This window comes from Actinosynnema sp. NPDC023794 (genome assembly GCF_040639675.1).
GTDB classification, from domain to species: domain Bacteria; phylum Actinomycetota; class Actinomycetes; order Mycobacteriales; family Pseudonocardiaceae; genus Actinosynnema; species Actinosynnema luteola.
The window spans coordinates 41,983-59,066 of record NZ_JBFAFR010000030.1; the positions used below are offsets into that span (position 1 = coordinate 41,983).

The 17,084-nt window shown below is 73.5% G+C and carries 14 protein-coding genes; 4 read left to right on the top strand and 10 right to left on the bottom strand.

Annotated elements, in window-relative coordinates; translation table 11 throughout:
• Window positions 1-18: 18 nt before the first annotated feature.
• Together AB0H12_RS36625 and AB0H12_RS36630 are read right to left on the bottom strand one after the other, a co-directional pair.
• Complete coding sequence (locus AB0H12_RS36625) at window positions 19-1,464, bottom strand: class I adenylate-forming enzyme family protein (protein WP_499629156.1); 1,446 nt, start codon at window positions 1,462-1,464, stop codon at window positions 19-21.
• A gap of 40 nt (window positions 1,465-1,504) precedes the next feature.
• Window positions 1,505-3,286: a glycosyltransferase gene (locus AB0H12_RS36630; protein WP_499629158.1), complete on the bottom strand. Its 1,782-nt coding sequence runs from the start codon at window positions 3,284-3,286 to the stop codon at window positions 1,505-1,507.
• A gap of 67 nt (window positions 3,287-3,353) precedes the next feature.
• On the opposite strand from AB0H12_RS36630, the gene AB0H12_RS36635 reads away from it, so the two are divergent.
• Window positions 3,354-4,370 (top strand): alpha/beta fold hydrolase, encoded by a 1,017-nt coding sequence (locus AB0H12_RS36635; protein ID WP_499629282.1) that lies wholly within the window; start codon window positions 3,354-3,356, stop codon window positions 4,368-4,370.
• Here the strand turns inward: AB0H12_RS36635 and AB0H12_RS36640 are convergent.
• Window positions 4,360-5,520 (bottom strand): serine hydrolase domain-containing protein, encoded by a 1,161-nt coding sequence (locus tag AB0H12_RS36640; protein WP_499629161.1) that lies wholly within the window; start codon window positions 5,518-5,520, stop codon window positions 4,360-4,362. The two genes, AB0H12_RS36635 and AB0H12_RS36640, sit on opposite strands and share 11 nt — an antisense overlap.
• Window positions 5,517-7,088 carry a D-alanyl-D-alanine carboxypeptidase/D-alanyl-D-alanine endopeptidase gene (gene dacB / locus AB0H12_RS36645; RefSeq protein WP_499629163.1) on the bottom strand — a complete coding sequence of 524 codons (1,572 nt, stop codon included), beginning with the start codon at window positions 7,086-7,088 and terminating at the stop codon, window positions 5,517-5,519. The genes AB0H12_RS36640 and dacB overlap by 4 nt, the downstream gene beginning before the upstream one ends.
• An 84-nt stretch (window positions 7,089-7,172) precedes the next feature.
• Here dacB and AB0H12_RS36650 point away from each other — a divergent pair, with 84 nt between their 5' ends.
• On the top strand, window positions 7,173-7,847 hold the full coding sequence (locus AB0H12_RS36650) for a response regulator transcription factor (protein ID WP_499629165.1): 675 nt from the start codon (window positions 7,173-7,175) through the stop codon (window positions 7,845-7,847).
• Window positions 7,844-9,010, top strand: coding sequence for a sensor histidine kinase (locus AB0H12_RS36655; protein WP_499629168.1), 1,167 nt, complete (start codon window positions 7,844-7,846; stop codon window positions 9,008-9,010). Before AB0H12_RS36650 ends, AB0H12_RS36655 begins: the two co-directional genes overlap by 4 nt.
• Here the strand turns inward: AB0H12_RS36655 and AB0H12_RS36660 are convergent.
• From AB0H12_RS36660 to xynA, 5 genes are all read right to left on the bottom strand, one after another.
• On the bottom strand, window positions 8,974-9,453 hold the full coding sequence (locus tag AB0H12_RS36660; RefSeq protein ID WP_499629170.1) for a SitI3 family protein: 480 nt from the start codon (window positions 9,451-9,453) through the stop codon (window positions 8,974-8,976). The two genes, AB0H12_RS36655 and AB0H12_RS36660, sit on opposite strands and share 37 nt — an antisense overlap.
• A 21-nt stretch (window positions 9,454-9,474) precedes the next feature.
• Window positions 9,475-10,719 (bottom strand): CdiA C-terminal domain-containing protein, encoded by a 1,245-nt coding sequence (locus AB0H12_RS36665; RefSeq protein WP_499629172.1) that lies wholly within the window; start codon window positions 10,717-10,719, stop codon window positions 9,475-9,477.
• A complete protein-coding gene (locus tag AB0H12_RS36670; protein WP_499629174.1) occupies window positions 10,716-11,027 on the bottom strand; it encodes a type VII secretion target in 312 nt (103 codons plus the stop codon). Before AB0H12_RS36670 ends, AB0H12_RS36665 begins: the two co-directional genes overlap by 4 nt.
• A gap of 14 nt (window positions 11,028-11,041) precedes the next feature.
• A complete protein-coding gene (locus tag AB0H12_RS36675; protein ID WP_499629176.1) occupies window positions 11,042-11,512 on the bottom strand; it encodes a YbaB/EbfC family nucleoid-associated protein in 471 nt (156 codons plus the stop codon).
• Window positions 11,513-11,616: 104 nt separating this feature from the next.
• A complete protein-coding gene (gene xynA / locus AB0H12_RS36680) occupies window positions 11,617-12,294 on the bottom strand; it encodes an endo-1,4-beta-xylanase XynA (RefSeq protein ID WP_230572024.1) in 678 nt (225 codons plus the stop codon).
• Window positions 12,295-12,818: 524 nt separating this feature from the next.
• On the opposite strand from xynA, the gene AB0H12_RS36685 reads away from it, so the two are divergent.
• Window positions 12,819-16,814 (top strand): nSTAND1 domain-containing NTPase, encoded by a 3,996-nt coding sequence (locus AB0H12_RS36685; protein WP_499629179.1) that lies wholly within the window; start codon window positions 12,819-12,821, stop codon window positions 16,812-16,814.
• A gap of 3 nt (window positions 16,815-16,817) precedes the next feature.
• Here the strand turns inward: AB0H12_RS36685 and AB0H12_RS36690 are convergent, their stop codons facing one another.
• A complete protein-coding gene (locus AB0H12_RS36690; RefSeq protein WP_499629181.1) occupies window positions 16,818-17,048 on the bottom strand; it encodes a hypothetical protein in 231 nt (76 codons plus the stop codon).
• Window positions 17,049-17,084: the final 36 nt, after the last annotated feature.

The following is a 17,084-nucleotide window of genomic DNA, read 5'->3' on the forward strand; positions in this document are numbered from 1 at the left end:
ATGTGACACCGATCCGGGTCAGGGCCGCCAGGTCCGCACGACGTGGCGGCGCAGCTTGCCCGAGCCGGTGCGCGGCAGGGCGGGCACGAAGACGATCCTGCGCGGGGCCTTGTACGCCGTCAGGTGGCGGCGGGCCAGGGCGATCAGCTCGTCGGCCAGGTCGGCGTCGTCGAGCGGGCCCTCGGCGCGGACGACGTAGGCGCGCAGCTGGACCGATCCGTCGTCGTTGGCGACCGCGCAGACCGCCGCTTCGCGCACCAGGTCGTGACCGACCAGGAGGTGTTCGACCTCCAGCGGGTGGACTTTGATGCCGCCCACGTTCTCGATGTCGTCCAGGCGACCGGTGACGGTCACGTAGCCGTCGTGGTCGATCGAGGCCAGGTCGCCGGTGGCGTACCAGTCGTCGGTGCGCTTCGCCGTGCCGTCCTCGTGGACGCCGAGCGTGATCGTCGGGCCGCGCACCTGCAGGCGGCCGACCACGTCCGGCTCGACGGGATCGCCCCGGTCGTCCACCGCGCGCACTTCGTACGGCGGCAGGGGACGTCCCGCGGTGCCGACGCGGCGCGCCGTCCGGGTGTTGTGGGTGAACGCCTGGCCGACCTCGGTGGTGCCGATGCCGTTGAGCAGGCGGTCGCCGAGGACCTCCATCAGGCGTTCTTCGAGCGCGGTGGAGAGGACCTCGCCACCGGTGGCGGCGATGCGCAGGTTCGCCAGGCGGTCGCTGCCGGGGTGGGCGATGAGCCTGCCGTAGAACGTCGGCACGGCGAACAGGGCGGTGACGTCGTACTTGTCCACGATCGCCAGCACGTCGTCCACCAGCGGCGCCTCCGGGTTCAGCACCACGCGGCTGCCGCTCAGCAGCGGGAAGAACAGGGAATTGCTCAAGCCGTAGGCGAAGTACATCTTGGACACCGAGTGCACGACGTCGTCCGGCCCCAGCTCCAGCGCCGGCACGGCGAACGAGCGGTGGTGGATGACGGGGTCGCCGTGCAGCTGCGGGCACAGGCGGGGCACGCCGGTCGTGCCCGAGGTGAACGTCGCGTACACCTGGTCGTCGAGGGCACGCGGCACGACGGGGATCGGCTCCGCGCCGTCGAGCTCGGCGAAGGTGGTCACCGGGAACCCGGCCGCCGAGAAGCCGGGTCTGCCCACGACCAGCGCGGGCCCGGCGGCGCGCAGCACCTGGCGCAGTTCGTCGGGGTGCAGCCGGGGGTTGACCGGCACGGCCACGGCGCCCGCGTGCGCGGCGCCGAGGAACGCCAGGACGAAGTCCGGCCCGTCGTCGAGCACGAGCGCGACCCGGTCGCCGGCCCGCACGCCCGAACCGGCCAGGGCCCCGGCGACACGGCCCGCACCGGCGTACACCTCGGCGTGCGTCAGCACGGCGCCGTCGACCTCGTAGGCGGGCAGGTCCAGCCACCCTCCGGCGTCGGCTCCGGCACGCAGCACGTCGACCAGGTTCATCCCAGGCCCTTCCTGCTCGGGTCGCCCGAGGGCGGGAACGTCACGGGGTCGTGCGGAGCGCGGCCACTTCCGAACGCCACTCCAGCACCACGTCGAACAGGCCGGCGACGGCGTCCAGCTCGGTCAGCGGCGCCGGTCCGCCGCGCAGCGCGCCGACGAAGTCCGCGTACGCGCCGCTCACCGGCGGCGCGACCAGGTCCGCGGCCAGTGCGGCGCCCGTGGTGGAGAAGTGCAACCGGGGTTCGCCCCAGCCGAGCTCGATCGTCCCGGTCACCCCGCCCGCCACGGCCACGGCCCGCACCCGGGACCGGGTCGCCTCCACCGTCCGCACGTCGGTCACGGGCACGCCGAGCACCCGTTCGACGGCGTCCAGCGCGTCCGGGCCGAGTTCGGTGACGACGTCGTGGCCCTCGGGCCGGTCCAAGCGCACCGCGAAGCCCTCCGCGCCGCCTTCGGCGACGGCCTTGCCCAGCTCGACCAACTCGGGGTGGTGCGCCCAGGGCAGGTCGACCGAACACCGGCCGGGCGCCTGCCGCGCGGCCTCGACCAGGCGTGCCAGGTCGTCCACGGCGCGCTTGCCCAGCAGCACGTGCAGCCCTCGGCGCAACGCGGTCAGCGTCGCCGCGGTGTCCGGCGCACCCACCACGACACCCTCCGCGGGGACGGTCTCCACCAGCCGCGTGCCGTCGCGCAACGCCCACGGCGCACGGTGCGCGCGTGCTGCGGGCAGCAACGCGCGCACATCGGGATCGGCCACGCCGACCACGCGCACGCCGCGCACCGCCGGCACCGCGTCCGTGCCGACGACCAAGACCCGCACGTCGGCGGGTTCGGCGGAGGCCAGCGCGCGGTCGCTGGCGAAGAAGCTGAGGTCGGCCGAGGCGGGATCCGGGTCGCGCGGCGCCGACACGCGCGGCCGGTCGAGGTCGGAGTAGTCCTTCTCGACCGGCACCCACGCGAGGTCCGCGGCCGGGTGCGTCGGGCCGGTCGCGAAGATTTCGGCCCACCGGCCGCGGATCACGCGCATGTGGCGCTTCCAGATGGGCAGCTTGTCGTGGCCGACGTGGTTGAACGTGGTGCCCTCGAAGTGCCGCATCGCCACCGACCCGACGTAGCGCAGCCGTTCGCCGTCGGCACGCAGGCGGCAGCACAGGTCGACGTCCTCGCACAGCGAGACCGGGTCGAACGACTCGTCGAACCCGCCGACCCGGCGGAACGAGCTGTGCCGCACCATCAGCGCGGCGGTGGGCGCCCACGACTGGTCGCGGTGCTCGCGGTGCTCCGCACCGAGGGGCTTGCCCCGCCCGACGGGTCCGATGTGGCCGTCGGCGGTGGACGCGCCGCCCGCGCACTGCACCAGCTCGCGGTCGCCGGGGTAGAGCAGCAACGGCGACACCGCGCCGAGCCCGGGGTCGGCGGCCAGTTCGGCGGCGAGCACCTCGACCACGTCGGGGTCGTCGACGAGCACGTCGTTGTCGAGGAAGAACAGGAACTCGCCGCGGGCTGCCGCCGCGCCGACGTTGCGCCGTTCGCTGCCACCGCGGTCGTCCTCGTGGCGCAGGACCGTGAGCGCGCGCGGGTGGTCGAGCGCGGCCAGGTGCTCGGCGGTGCCGTCGTCGGAACCGTTGTCCACCACCACGATCTCGAACTCGCCGGACGCGCGGGCGAGGGACGCCAACGCCCGGCGCGTGTACTCCAGGCGGTTGCGGACCAACATGACGACCGAGACCAAGCCCGGCAACGGGGTCGGGTTCACACTGCGCCCTTCACCGACGGGGATCGCCAAGACGCGGCACCGCGCTGCGCCGGTCGAGCACGACATGGGTGGGGTGGTGCCCGCGCGCGGCGGTGGCGTCGCCGCCGACCACCTCGTCGATCGTGATTCCACTATGGTGGAATCCGACTGCGGTGAATCAGTGGTGGTCGTGCGGAAATCGGTGACAACCACCCGCCTGCCGGCGAGCTGGATCGTTACCGGCGCTGATCGTAGAGGGTGTTCGGCGGGTGCGCCAGCCCGTGACTCGGACTTCCGAAGGGAAACCGTGGACGTCATCGCCGACCTCGCGATATCCGGGCACGAGCCCTACTTCCTCAATGATCCAGAACAACATGGTGAGCCCATTCGGACGGCATTGTTCTGCCATGCGGCGGGCTTTACCGGCCTCGTTTGGCGGTCGTGTGTGAAAAGTCTGCGGACGCGGGTGCGCGCCGCCGCCCTGGACCTGCGCGGCCACGGTTGCGCGCCGCCGTTGGCCGAGGACGAGGACTGGGGCGTGTTCGCCGACGACGTCCTCGACGCCGCGCGCGCGGTGGGCGCCGGCCCGCTGATCGGCGTCGGCCACTCGTTGGGCGCGACGTCGTTGCTGCTGGCCGAAGCACGGGCGCCGGGCACGTTCGACCTGCTGGTCTGCTTCGAGCCGATCCTCGCGACCCGGCACGACCCCGCGTTCGCCGAGGCGGCGGCCCGGCGGCGCGCGGTGTTCCCGTCCCGGGCCGACGCGCTGGCCCGGTGGTCCGCCCGGCCGCCGCTGTCCCGGCTCGCGCCGGACGTCCTCGCCGACTACGTCGAGTCGGGACTGGCCGAGGAGCCGGGCGGCCGGGTGCGGCTGCGGTGCGCGCCGGAGGTGGAGGCGCAGCTGTTCCGGACCGCGATCTCGTGCCCGTGGCGGGAGGCGTTGCCGTCGGTGCGGTGCCCGACGGTGTTCCTGCGCGGCGGTGAGTCGGTGGTGGTGAGCGGCGACTCGCTCGCGGCGGCGTGCGCCGAACTGCCCGCGGGACGGTTGGGCGAGGTGCCGGACCTGGATCACCTGGGTCCCCTGGTCCGGCCCGGCGTGTTCGCGGAGGTCCTCGACGGGCTGCTCGCGGACTTCCGCGACCGGCCCGCCTCCCTCGGGACTACGCCGTGATGAGGTGCCGGGCCAGGCCGACGATCGGGTTGACGCTGGTGTCGTAATTGCTCAACACGACCGCCACCCAGCCGAGATCGGGGAAGACGTCCAGCCGGGTGGCCGTGCCGGGGCCGCTCCCGGAGTTCCCGACGACGCGCCGGCCGCTGGTGACGGTGTGGCGGAACCCGTAGCCGTAGAACTCGGCGTGGCCGGGCGGGTCCGCCGGTGGCAGGGCGACCTTGCCGCCGGTGACGAGTCCGGTGAACGCCGGGCCGAGCAGCTTGTCGGCGGTGAGCGCGTGGGCGAAGGCGAGCAGGTCGGACGCGGTGGCGTACGCGCCGCCGGCCGGGCCGTAGCTGAACGGCGCGTGCGGCGTGGTGATGAAGTCGCCGCGGGCGCCCGAGGGCAGCGTCCAGTAGGGCCGGGCGATGGTGTCGTCGGTCTGCACGCGCGGTCGGCCGTGGAAGTCGGCGCGGGACATCCCGGCGGGGCGGAAGACGTGCCGGCGGACGTGGTCGAAGACGGACTGCCCGGACACCCGCGCCACGATGGCGCCGAGCACGGAGAACCCGTCGTTGCTGCAGGTGTGGCGGGTGCCGGGCGCGAACTGCCGCGGTGTGCGGCGGATGATCGCCAGCGTGCCGTCCAGGACCTCGTCGAGGCTGGTCCACTCCAGACCCTGCGGTGGTCCGGCGCCGAGGGCGGGCCGGCCGATGCCGGACGTGTGGGTCAGCAGGTGGTGCACGGTGACGGTGTCGGCGATCTCGGCGGGGAAGCCGTCGAGGTGGGCGCCGAGGGTGTCGTGGAACGCCATCCGGCCCTGCCGCACCAGCTGCGCGATGGCCACCGCGATGAAGGTCTTCGTGATCGACGCGAGGCAGAAGGCGGTGTCCGGGCCGTTGGGCAGCTGCCGTTCCCGGTTGGCCATGCCGTGCGAGCGCAGCAGCACGGGGCGGCCGCGGTGGGCGAGCAACACCGTGCCGGAGAACTCGTCCCGCGCGGCCCGCTCGGCGATGAACCGGTCGAAGGCCCCGCCGGGGCGCAGGTCTTTCGGCGGAGCGGTGTCGGCCGGATCGGGCACGGTGTCGGCCGGACCGGGCACGGCCACGAGCGCGCCGCCGGCCAGCGCGCCGAGCAGGACTGATCGTCGTGGCGTCGGACGGGTCATCGCGGGCTCCCGCCGAGCGTCTCGTACACGGCGGTGGCGATCTCCGCCATCGCCTCCTGCGCCTGGCCGGCGAGGCCCGCCGCACCGCCCGAGGTCGTCTCCTGCGTCATGAACTGGGCGAAGGTGAGCCACCGGCCGTTCGGCAGCTCGACGTACCCGGCGACGGCCTTGTGGACCGACGCGCCGCCGGTCGGCGCGGTCATGACACCGGTGCCGGTCTTGGCGTAGACGTGGCCCGCGGCCGGCGACGTCGGCTGGTTGCCGCCGATGGTGCCGTCCCGGCCCATGACGGGCAGCGCCCGGTGGTAGCGGTCGAAGTGCGGCCGTTCCTTCATGTGCGCCAGGAACTTGGTGAACGTGTGCGCGGTGTACCTGCCGTCCGCCGCGCCGGCCGGGTCCGGGTCGAGGCCCGCGGCGCGGAACAGCTCGCGCCGGTACCGCTGGTACGTCGCCTTCGATGTGACCGGGCCACGCCCCGCGATCGCGCCCACCAGGTAGGGGAACGTGACGGTGTGCACGTTGGAGCTGGCCTTGAGCATCACCTTCACCTCCTCCGACAACGGCACCGAGACGTGCTCGGCGAGCGGAGCGCCCCGCCACTTGGTCGCGGTCTCCGCCGAGACACCGCCCCGCACCCGCACACCGTGGTCGTGCAGCGCGTCGGCGAACACCGTGGCGGCGAACAGCGACGGGCTCGGCACGAAGTACGCCACGTGCCGCGGCGGTCCGCCCAGCGCGACGTCGCCGGTGACCGTGGCGGTGTGGGTGCCGTCGGGGTGCGTGACGTCGTCGGTGAGCCTGAGCGGCCGTGCCGGTCCGGCCGCGGGCACCGTCGTGACCTGGCCGGTGAAGCGCACGTAGCCGGTTTCCGGCGCCGCCCGCACGACGGCCGGCGCACCGGCGGTGACACCCGGCGTGACGACGGCGTGCACGACGTGGTCGTTGACAATGATCGGGGACACCGTGATCTCCGCGCCGCCCAGCGCGACGCCTTCCCGCGCCTCGCGGAACAGCGAGCTGTCCACCACGACCCGGCCCTCGACGTGCCGGACGCCCGCCGACACCTGCCGCGCCAGGTCCCGGATCTCCCGAAACGGGTCCGGCAGCGGAGCGCCGCCCGGGTAGGTGGGGTCGGGCTCGGGCACGGCCGGCGTGCCGTCCGGTCGGGTGCGGCCGGACAGCAGCAGGTCGCCGCCCGCCACCAGCACCAGGTCGCCCCGGAGCACCCCGCGCACGACCGGGCCCGTCCGGTGCGCCCTCGTGCGGAACCGGTGGTCGGGGCCGAGCGCTTCGAAGGCCGTGCCGGCGATGAAGACCTTGAACGCCGACGCCGCGACGAACAACTCGTCCGGGCTCATCGCGTAGAGGACTTCACCGGTGTCGGGCGCGTGGAAAGCCATGCCCCACCGCGATCCGGCGAAGACCGGACGGTTGACGATCGCCCGGATCCGCGCCTCCAGCGCGGGCGCCGCGGCGTGGGCCCTGCCGCCGAACACGCCGGTCGCGGCCAGCGGCACGGCGCCCAGCACGCCGAGCACCGTCCGCCTCGACGGTGTGGTCCCGGTCATCACATCTCCCCATCGACGAGCGGTGTGCGGTCGCGGTCAGTACTACCGGCCGACCCCGATCGGGAACCGATCACGCGGCCATACGTGTTCCATAGGTCCGGGCGACGGGTGCTGCTGGTGGAGGACGAACAGCCGCTGGCCGGTTACATCGCCGCCGGGCTGCGCAAGCACGACTGCGCGGTCGACGTCGCGCTGGACGGCCGCACGGCCCTGGAGAAGGTCGACCTGGCGCCGTACGACGTGGTGGTGCTGGACCGCGACCTGCCGGTGGTGCACGGGGACACCGTGTGCCGGCGGGTGGCCGAGCTCGGCACCTCGCGGATCCTGATGCTGACCGCGTCCGGCGCGGTGCAGGACCGGGTGGACGGGCTCGGCCTCGGCGCGGACGACTACCTGGGAAAGCCGTTCGCGTTCACCGAGCCGGTCGCCCGCGTGCGTGCCCTGGCCGGACGGACCGGCCCCGCCCGGCCGCCGGTGCTGCGCGCGGCCGACGTCGTGCTCGACCCGGCCCGGCGCACCGTCGAGCGCGGTGGCCGGCTGCTGCACCTGACCCCGAAGGAGTTCGGTGTGCTGGAACAACTCCTGGCCGCCGGCGGCGCGGTGGTGAGCGCGGAGACGTTGCTGGACAAGGTGTGGGACGAGCACGCCGACCCGTTCACCAACGCGGTGCGGATCACCGTGGGCACGGTGCGGCGCAAGCTCGGCGAGCCGCCGGTCGTCCACACCGTGACCGGCGCGGGTTACCGGATCGAGCCGTGAAGGTGCCGGTCTCCGCCCGCGGGCGGCTCGCGATCCTCTACACCGCACTGGTCTTCGCCGCGGGGGTGGTGCTCGCCGTCCTCACGTACTTCCTCGTGCGCCGCGGTCTCGAGGGCCGGCCGAAACTCCTCATCACGTTCGGCGGCGCCGGCGGGCGGCCACCGACCGAGGCAGCGGCGGCGTTCGAGACCATCGACCGGCTGCACGACGAGATCCTGGCGCAGCTGCTGACCCAGTCCGCGATCGCCCTCGCGATCGTCACCCTGCTCGCCGCCGTGCTCGGTCGGCTGGTGGCGGGGCGGGTGCTGCGGCCGATCCGGGCCATTTCCGGCACCGCCCGTCGGCTGTCCGCGGAGAACCTGTCCGAACGGGTGCCGGTGACCACGCCCGCCGACGAGCTGGCCACGTTGGCGGAAACCGTGAACGGCATGCTCGACCGCATCCAGTCGGGCATCGCCGACCGCGACCGGCTACTGCACGGTCAACGCATGTTCGTCGCCAACGCCGCCCACGAGCTGCGCACACCGCTGACCACCATGCGCACCGCCATCGACGTGACCCTAGACGGCCGTCCCGGAGCCGACGAGCTGCTCGTCATGGCCGGTGACGTGCGCGACGCGATCGCGTGCACACCAACGCACCCTGGACGGCCTGCTCACCTGGCCCGCTGCCACACCGGGCCGTCCGGGCAGCACGCGATCGACCTGGCGGACATCGTGGCCGACCTCGTCGACATCGCGCCCGGGGACGTCGAGCAGCGCGCCGACCTGTGCCCGGCGCCGATCACCGGCGACGCCGTCCTGCTGGACCGCATGGTCGGCAACCTGGTCGACAACGCCGTGCGCTACAACGACAAGGGCGGCCACGTCACGGTGACCACCGGCACGACCGCCGGACACGCCCGGCTGCGCATCGCCAACACCGGCCCGCACGTCGACCCGGACGCGGTGGACGAGCTGTTCGAACCGTTCGTCCGGGGCACGGCGACGCACACCCGTGCCGACGGCCCGGGGTTGGGCCTCGGCTTGTCGATCGTGCGCGCCGTCGTGGAGGCGCACGGCGGCCGGCTGCTCAACACCGCGCGTCCGACGGGCGGCCTGGACATCACCGCGCTGTTCCCGGCAGCTCACTCGTCCGGGAACGCGGTGGTCTCGCGGCGGTAGGGCCGGCCGAGGAGGGCGAGGCGGTCGGGCGGCCAGAGGTCGTCCCGGTCGTTGACCAGCAGATCACCGCCGCGTCGCACCAGCCAGATCGTCTCGAAGTCGTGGTGCAGCACCGCGTCGCCCGGAACCCTCGCCAGCAGCCCGGCCACCAGGCGGACGACATCGCCCTGCTGGCGGCCGATGTCCGTCTTGGCCAAGCGGCAGGCGACGCGCACGGTGGGCGCGGCGCCCAGGACGTCCAGCACCGGGTTCCACGGCTTGGGCCTGTCCTCCACGACGCGCAGCCACGTGCCGCCGGTCGTCACCGCGTCCTCGCCGAGCAAGCGGTCGCCGGCGACGACCGGGTCGAGCAGCCCGGCGGCGACGCCGACGTCGCGCAACGCGTCGGCGACCTGCCCGACCGGTTGCGGCGTGGCGAGCGCGAGACTGTACGAAATGGACACTGGGCAATCCTCTGTCGCGGGCTAGGGGTACAAGTGAACCACGGCGCCGTTCTTGTCGATGACGATGACTTCCTTCAGGCCCTCGATCGGCCAGTCGTGCATCTGGCGGCGCAGCCCGTCCACGTCGACCGGGCTGTCGGCGAGGTTGACCACGACCCGGTCGGTCTGGCCGTCCTCGACCTTCTCCGCGATCCGGCTGTGGATGTTGCGGGGGCTGCCCGTCACCGGTGCGATGTTGTCGAAGATCCGGCCCTCGATCCGGTAGTCCGGGTTCTTGGCCCCGGGGACGTGCGGGTTCTGCTCGACGTCGTACCCGGCCCGGGCGAGGGTGGTCGCCGACTCGTTCTCCCGTTGCAGCGACCGCTTGGTGTCCGCGTCGTGCTTCGGGTCGATCTCGGTGCGCGTCCCGCCGGGCTGGGCGTCCGGGTCGGGGGAGCGGGACGGCCCGGTGGGTCCGTCGCCGCTCGGCGTGGGCTTCTTGCCGGGGCCGTCCGGCGGCTTGCCGCCGTTGCCGCCGCGCCGCAGGTCGTCCATCTTCTTGCGGATCTGCTTGAACAGGTCGCCCAGGCGGCGCAGCAGGGGCATCAGCTTCTGCATGGTGCGTACGAGCTGCTTGACGAGCTGCGCGATCCGCGCCGCCCACTTGGCGGCGGCGGCCGAGGCCTGGACCGCGGCGGCGGGCAGGCCGATGATGGTCAGCGCTTCCGCCGCCCACACCGCGAGGCGTCCCACCAGGTCGGCGATCAGGTCGCGCACCGTCTCGCGGACCACGCCGACGACCACGCCGGCCAGCTCCACCGCGCTGCCGAGACCGGAGGCGGCCTGGGCCGCCGCGCCGATCACCGCCACGGTGTCGGCGGCGCGGGCGCGGTAGGCGTCGGCCGCCTTGCCCGCCCACGCGGCGGTGTCCGCGGTGTGCTCGGCGCCGTAGGCGGTGTGCACCTCGCCGACGGCGGTCGCGATGTTCTTCCACGTCCGGGCGTGCGCCGCCACGACGTCGGCGTTGCCCGCGAGCTTGTCCAGCGCCTCTCTCAGCGGACCGACGTGCTCGATGATGAACGAGACGAGGCTGGACGCCACCGAGCCGAACGGGTCCATGACGACGCTCAGCGCTTCCAGGCCGGTGCCCGCCGCGCCCAGCCCGATGTCCACCCAGTCGCCGCTCTCGATGCCCTGCACCAGGTCGCTGACCGATTCGGCGATGCCGATGCCGGTGTAGGACCGGGTCGAGTCGCGCACCGGCGCGACCAACGGGTTACCGGTCACCGCAGCCCGCCTTCGATGGCGGCGAAGCCGCGCACGGCCGCCGCGTCCTCGGAGTCGTAGTCGTCGGCCGTGTCGCGCAGGTTCTCGGCCACGGCCCCGAGGCCCTCGCGGGCGGCCTTGAGCGCCTCGTGCGCGAGGGCTTCCACGTCGTTGAACAACGGCGGCAGGAACTGGCAGATGACGCCGTAGGCGCCGTCGGGCATCACCTGTGCCGCGGCGTCCACCGCGGCGCCCAGGCTCGTCGCGTGGGCGTCGACCTTGCCCGCGTGGGCACGAAGGTCGCCGCCGATCACCTCGAAACCGGCCATGATCCCCCTTCGGGTCAGCTCTGGTCGAAGACGGAGTCCTCACCGAAGTCGTCGTGGTCGGTCGGCCTGCGCCGCGGCGGCTCGGTGCGCGGGTCGGGTTCGCCCGACCCGGCGAACTTCTGCGCGTAGTAGCCCGCGATCCGCTCGGCGCCTTCGTCACCGAGGGTGTCGCCGGCGATCTCGCGGACGCGCGAGGTGATCTGGGCCTTCGCCCGGTCCAGCGCGATCAGCAGCTGCCGGCTCAGCTCGTCGGGCGTGCCGCGGGCGAACTGGTCGGTGAACCGGGCGTCGACGAGCGCGCCGTCGGCGTCCACGGTGACCGTGACGACGCCGTTCGGGCTGGTGGCGCTGATCCGCACGCCGTCGACCCGCTGCTGGAGCTGCTGGTACCGCTCGGCCTTGCGCTCGAACGTGGCGACCCACGCGTCCAAGCCGCGTTCGACCTCGGCTGGGTCGCCGCCGACTAAGTCACCCGGCACGGTCATGGGTCGACCATACCGACGGATCGCCGTCCGCGGGCCCATAACGGTGTGCGGACAGCGCAGTGGCGCGACGGCTCCGCTGCCGCCGCGCCACCGGGTCCGGGTTCCTAGCTGACGGTGATGTTCGAGTTGCCGCTGCTCTGGTAACCCTCGGTCGCCATGATCATGTAGTAGCGGAAGCTGCCCAGCTGCATGCCGGCCCGGCTCCACGCGTCGAAGTGGTTGCCGGTGGTGATGGTGCCGCCGACCCTCCGCTGCTGACGGACGCTCCAGAACTGCGCGAACGTCTTGGTGCCTTCGACGGACGGGGCGTTGTAGCGCATCGTGTGGTAGATGTCGTACGTGCCGCCGTCGCTGGTGACCGTGCCCCGGTGGGTGCCCGTGGGCCGGTAGTTGCCCCAGCTGTCCACGATGTAGTACTCGACGAGCGGGCCCGACGTCCAGCCGTAGAGGCACAGGTAACCGTTGCCCGAGGGGTTGAAGCTGCCCGAGTAGCGCACGGTCCGGCGGGACCCGGTGCTCCAACCCTTGCCGCACACGAAGTTGCCGGTGTTCCGCCACGAGGTGCTGTACTGCCCGCCCGACCCCATGGTCATGGAGACGGTGTTCTGGGCGTCGGTCCAGAACGAGTAGTAGTAGCCGTTGTGCGTGCCCGTCTGGTTCGTGGTGACGGTCTGGGCGTGGGCGGTGCCGGGCAGGATCAGCCCGGAGCCGAGCGCCAGGGCTCCGGCGCCGCCGATGAACGTCCTGCGGCTGATCGGGTGCGCAGGGGCGTTGTCTTCCATGGGTTTGCTTCCTCCTCGTTGAGGCCAGCGAAGGGCCACCCGTCGTGCGGCGGGACCGGCAGGCCGGCGGTGGCCGGAATGGCGGCCACGGCGCTCCCGGGGTGTCGTACACTGCGATCAGGCGTTCACCGTGTCGTCGCATTCGACGGTCGGTTGCCTCCCCAGTCGCGTGGGTGACCCGATCGACATCGGTCAAGGGTCTGTCGATGCAGACAGTGTTTGGCCGACTCCGGCGTGCTGTCAACGATTCTCGTAAGGTTGCGAAACCCTTATCGTGAAATTGCGCAAGTTCGTCCGCCTCGGGCATGTCTTGAATTCATCGGCCCTGGTGTCGGCATTGCCGGGTCCAGTGGCTCCTCGGGGTCGGTGAAAAGTTTCGGAAACCTATCGAACGCCGCGGGGTGCGGAGCGGTGGTCGGTCGATCCCGCCGGCCGTCTCAAGATCACCCGATCGTGCGTGGCATTCGGGTGTACGTGTTGGGAAGAATGGCCCTGGGGATGGTGGTGCTCGGGGGGATGTGACGATGGCGTCTGCGCGTGCGTTGCCCGCGGCTGTCGTGCGGGTGCGCGACGGTCGGGGGTCGGTGGTGGGCGCCGGTTTCCTGGTCGCGCCGGACCTGGTGTGCACGTGCGCGCACGTGGTGGGCGACGGCGCCGGGCCGCCGCCGGGGCCGGTGCGGGTGCGGGTGGACTTCCCGATGTTGCCCGGCGTGCCGGCCCGCACGGCGCGGGTGGAGGCGTGGCGGCCGGTGCTGGCCGACGGTCGCGGCGACATCGCGCTGCTGCGGTTGACCGAGCCGCCGCCGGAGGGCTCCGCCACGTTGGTCCTCGGCGCGGCGGAGAACCCGTGGGGCCAACGGTTCCGCGTGCCCGGGTTCCCGGCGGGCCACGAGGACGGCGTGTGGGTCGGCGGCAGCCTGCGCGAGCGGCAGGGCACCGGGTGGGTGCAGATGCAGGCCGACGACGGGCCGCGCATCGCGCGCGGGTTCAGCGGTTCGCCGGTGTGGAGCGAGGACCTGGCGGCGGTGATCGGCATGACGGTGGCCGCCGAACGCGGCTCGGGCACCGCCTACCTGATCCCGTCGGAGGCGCTGGTCGAGGTGTCGGGCGCGGTGGCCCCGCCGTGCCCGTTCCGGGGCCTGCGGGCGTTCCGCGCCCAGGACGCGCGGTACTTCTTCGGGCGCGACGACGAGATCGACCGGCTCGCCGAACGGGTGGCGCGGCAACGGGTCGTGCTGGTGGTCGGGCCGTCGGGGTGCGGCAAGTCGTCGTTGGTGGACGCCGGGCTCCGGCCGCGGCTGGAGGCGGAGGGCACGCCGGTGGCCCTGGTCCGGCCCGTGCCCGGCCAGACCGCGGCCGACCTGCTGGCCGTGCTGCGCCCGGTCGCCGCGCCCGGCGCGGTGCTCGTGGTCGACCAGTTCGAGGAGGTCGTCACCACCGACCCGGCCACCGCGCGGGAGGTGCTGCGGCTGCTGGACGAGCTGACCGCCGCGCCGGACGGACCGCGGGTCGTGCTCACCCTCCGCGCGGGTTCCCTGGAGGGGTTGCTGGCGGCCGGGGGAGTGCCGGCGCTGGACGACGCGACGATGTTCCTCGCGCCCCTGAGCGGAGACCGGCTGCGACAGGCCGTGGAACGGCCGGTGGCGCTCACCCCCGGCGTGGCCTACCAGGACGGCGTGGTCGACCGCGTGCTCGCCGACGCGCGGGACGGCACGGGCCTGCTGCCGCTGGTCGAGTTCACCCTCACCGAGCTGTGGAAGGCGCAGGAGGCCGGTCGGCTCACGTTGCGCGCCTACGACGAGCTCGGCGGTGTCGCGGGCGCGTTGGCCGGCCACGCCGAGCGGTTCTACCGCGACCTCGACCCGGCCGAGAGGGAACCGGTGCGGCGGCTGCTGGTGCGCCTGACCCGACCCACCGACGACGGCTTCGCGTCGCGCCCCACCAGGGTGGACGAGGTGCCCGACGACCTGCGCCGGGTGGTGGACGTGCTGCTGGGCGCACGGCTGCTGGTCGTCCGCGAGGACCCGGGCCAGCCGCGGGTGCTCGCGCCGGCGCACGAAGCCCTGCTGCGCAACTGGCGGACCCTGCGCGGGTGGCTGGAGGCCGACCGCGAGTTCCTGGCCTGGCACGCGCAGGTGCGTGAACGCGCCGACCAGTGGGAGCGCGAGGGTTGTGACCGGAGCCTGGTGCTGCGCGGCGGGCAGCTCGCCGCCGCGCGGCAGTGGCTCGACCAACGGTCGGCCGACGTGGACCGGCGTGAGCACGACTACGTGGCCGCCGGTCAGGCCGTCCAGCGCCGGTCGACCAGGACGCGTCGCGCGGCCTTGGCGGTCATGGCGGCGCTGCTGCTGGTGTCGGGGCTGCTCACCGCCCGCACGGTCTCGGCCAACCAGGAGCTGGACACCACCGTGCGGCGGCAGGGCGCGCAGCTGCTGTACGACCTCGCCGAGCGCGAGGCCGGGATCTCCGCGATGAGCGCGCTGCAGTTCGCGCTGGCGTCCTGGCGGCACGACCCGGCGATCGGTTATGGCGCGCTGGTGCGGCAGCAGGCCGTGCTCCACGACGTGGCCGAGGTGGACGTGGACCGGTTCGCCGTGCCGATGGAGGTGATCGCCACGACTCCGACCGGCCACGTCGCCGTGTCCGCCACCGCGTCCGGTGCGCTGACCGCGTGGCGCGACCCGTGGGGCGACGCGCCCGAGTCGTGGCCGCTCGGCACGGTCGACGGCGTGGAGGGCATCCGCGTCAGCGACGACGGCACGCGGGTCGCGGTGGCCGACGCGGCGTCGGCGATCCGGGTGTGGGACCTGCGCGAGCGCGGCGAACCGGTCCTGGTGCGCCCCGCCGCCGCGGAGCCGGACCCGCTGGACGACGCCGGCCTGGAGATCTCACCTTCCGGCGGGCACGTCGTCCTGGTGAACAAGTCGCTGGTAGAGGTGTGGGACGTGGCGCGGCGGTCCCGCGTGGAGGGGTTCGCGCCGCCGCCGACCGAGGTGCTCGGCGTCGCCGCGGTGGACGACGAGATGGGCGCGGTGGCGTTGCTCGAAGCGCGGGCCGACGGCACGGTGTTCGCCGTGCGGTCGCTCGAGACCGGGGCGGAGGTGCGTGCGACGCCGGGCCCGTCCGCGACGGCCCGCCAGGGGCGCATGGTGCTGTCGTGCGCGCACGACGTGCTCGCCGGTCGGGACGTGTTCAGCGGCGCGGAGGTGTTCCGCCGGGCCGCGCCGGACTGCGGCGACGTGGCCACCGACCTCACCGGCGAGTACCTGGCGTTCGACCCGGGCGTCGAGTCGGGCAGCTTCGGCCTGGTGACGTACCTCGACCCGCGTGACGGCCGGGCCTACCAGTCCTCGACGCCGAGTTCGGACCTGACCGCGGACCAGGAGGTCGGCGGCGGCACGGTCGTGCTGCGGTCACCGGACGGCACACCCGACATCCGCCACGTGCGCGGTCGGGCGGTGGTGCGGATGCGACCACCGCGCCTGGTCGAGGAGATCGGCTCCCAGCAGTCGGCGTACGCGGGCACGACCGACCTGGTCAACCCGGCGTACAGCGAGGACGGCTCGCTGATGGCGGTGGTGGAGGGCGCGAGCGACCAGGTGCCGGGTTTGTCGCTGGTCGACACCCGCACCCGGCGGCGGCTGGCGCACGTGCCGGACCTGCTGCCGCCGGGCCGGTTGTTCCTGCAGTTCACCCCGGACAACGCCCGCCTGCTCCTGTTCGACGGCCCGGAGCTGCTCGTGCTGGACACCCGCGACCTGGCGGAGCTGCGCCGGGTCCGGCTGCCCCGGCCCGCCGAGCTCGGCGACCAGGACGACCGGCTCTGGCGGCGCTCGGTGGCCGCCGTGGACGACCGCACCGCCGTCACCCTGTACGCGGGGCTGCTCACCCGGTGGAACCTCGACAGCGGCTCGCCGATCGGCGAGCCGCTGCCCGTCGGCGACACCGCGCGCGAGCTGCTGGAGGCGGCGGAACGCGGCATCGTCCTGCGCACACCTGATCCCGACAGGGTCCTCGTCAACACGCCGCACGGCCAGCGGTGGTGGGACCTGGCGGCCCGGACCAAGGGCGACGAGATCGCACCCGAACCGGACTCGACGATGTTCGCCGCTGCGCTGCACCGTCCACTCATCGCGATCCAGTACTCGTCGGGCCGCGCCTACGTGCACGACATGGTCTCCGGCGCCACGTCGGCGGCGATCCCGCTCACCGCGCACGTGACGCCCCTCGGGTTCACCCCGGACGGGAAGCTGCTCGCCTCCGGCGAGGACGAGCTGATCCAGGTGTGGGACCCCGGGACGGCCCGCCTGCTCGGCGAGTTCCGGCTGCCCGACGACACGGTCGGACCGGTGATGGCCGGCTCCCGGCTGATCGCCGCGAACAAGCAGGGCTTCGTGTCGCTGGACCTCGAACCGTCCCACTGGTTCCCGGCCCTGTGCGCCGCCGCCGGTCGCGACCACACACCGTCCGAAGTGGACAGGATGCCGCCGGGCGTCGACCGGGGCAACCCCTGCCGGTGACGGTCAGCTCGGGTCGCCCGGCGCGGGGTCGGTGGGGCGGTCCCAGGACTCGGTGGTGAGCTGGGCCAGGGTGGAGCTGGTCAGCTCGGTGACGAGCAGGCTGCGGGACAGGGGGAGCAGGCGGTGCGCCTTGCAGTGCTGGGTGGGCAGCACGGTGACCTCCTCGCCGACGACCTCGGTGTAGCCCGGGTCGAACGTGACCCGCACGACCACGTCGAGCACGTCGTTCGCCACCGGGGGCCATGATGCCGTGCACCTCGTCAGACCACG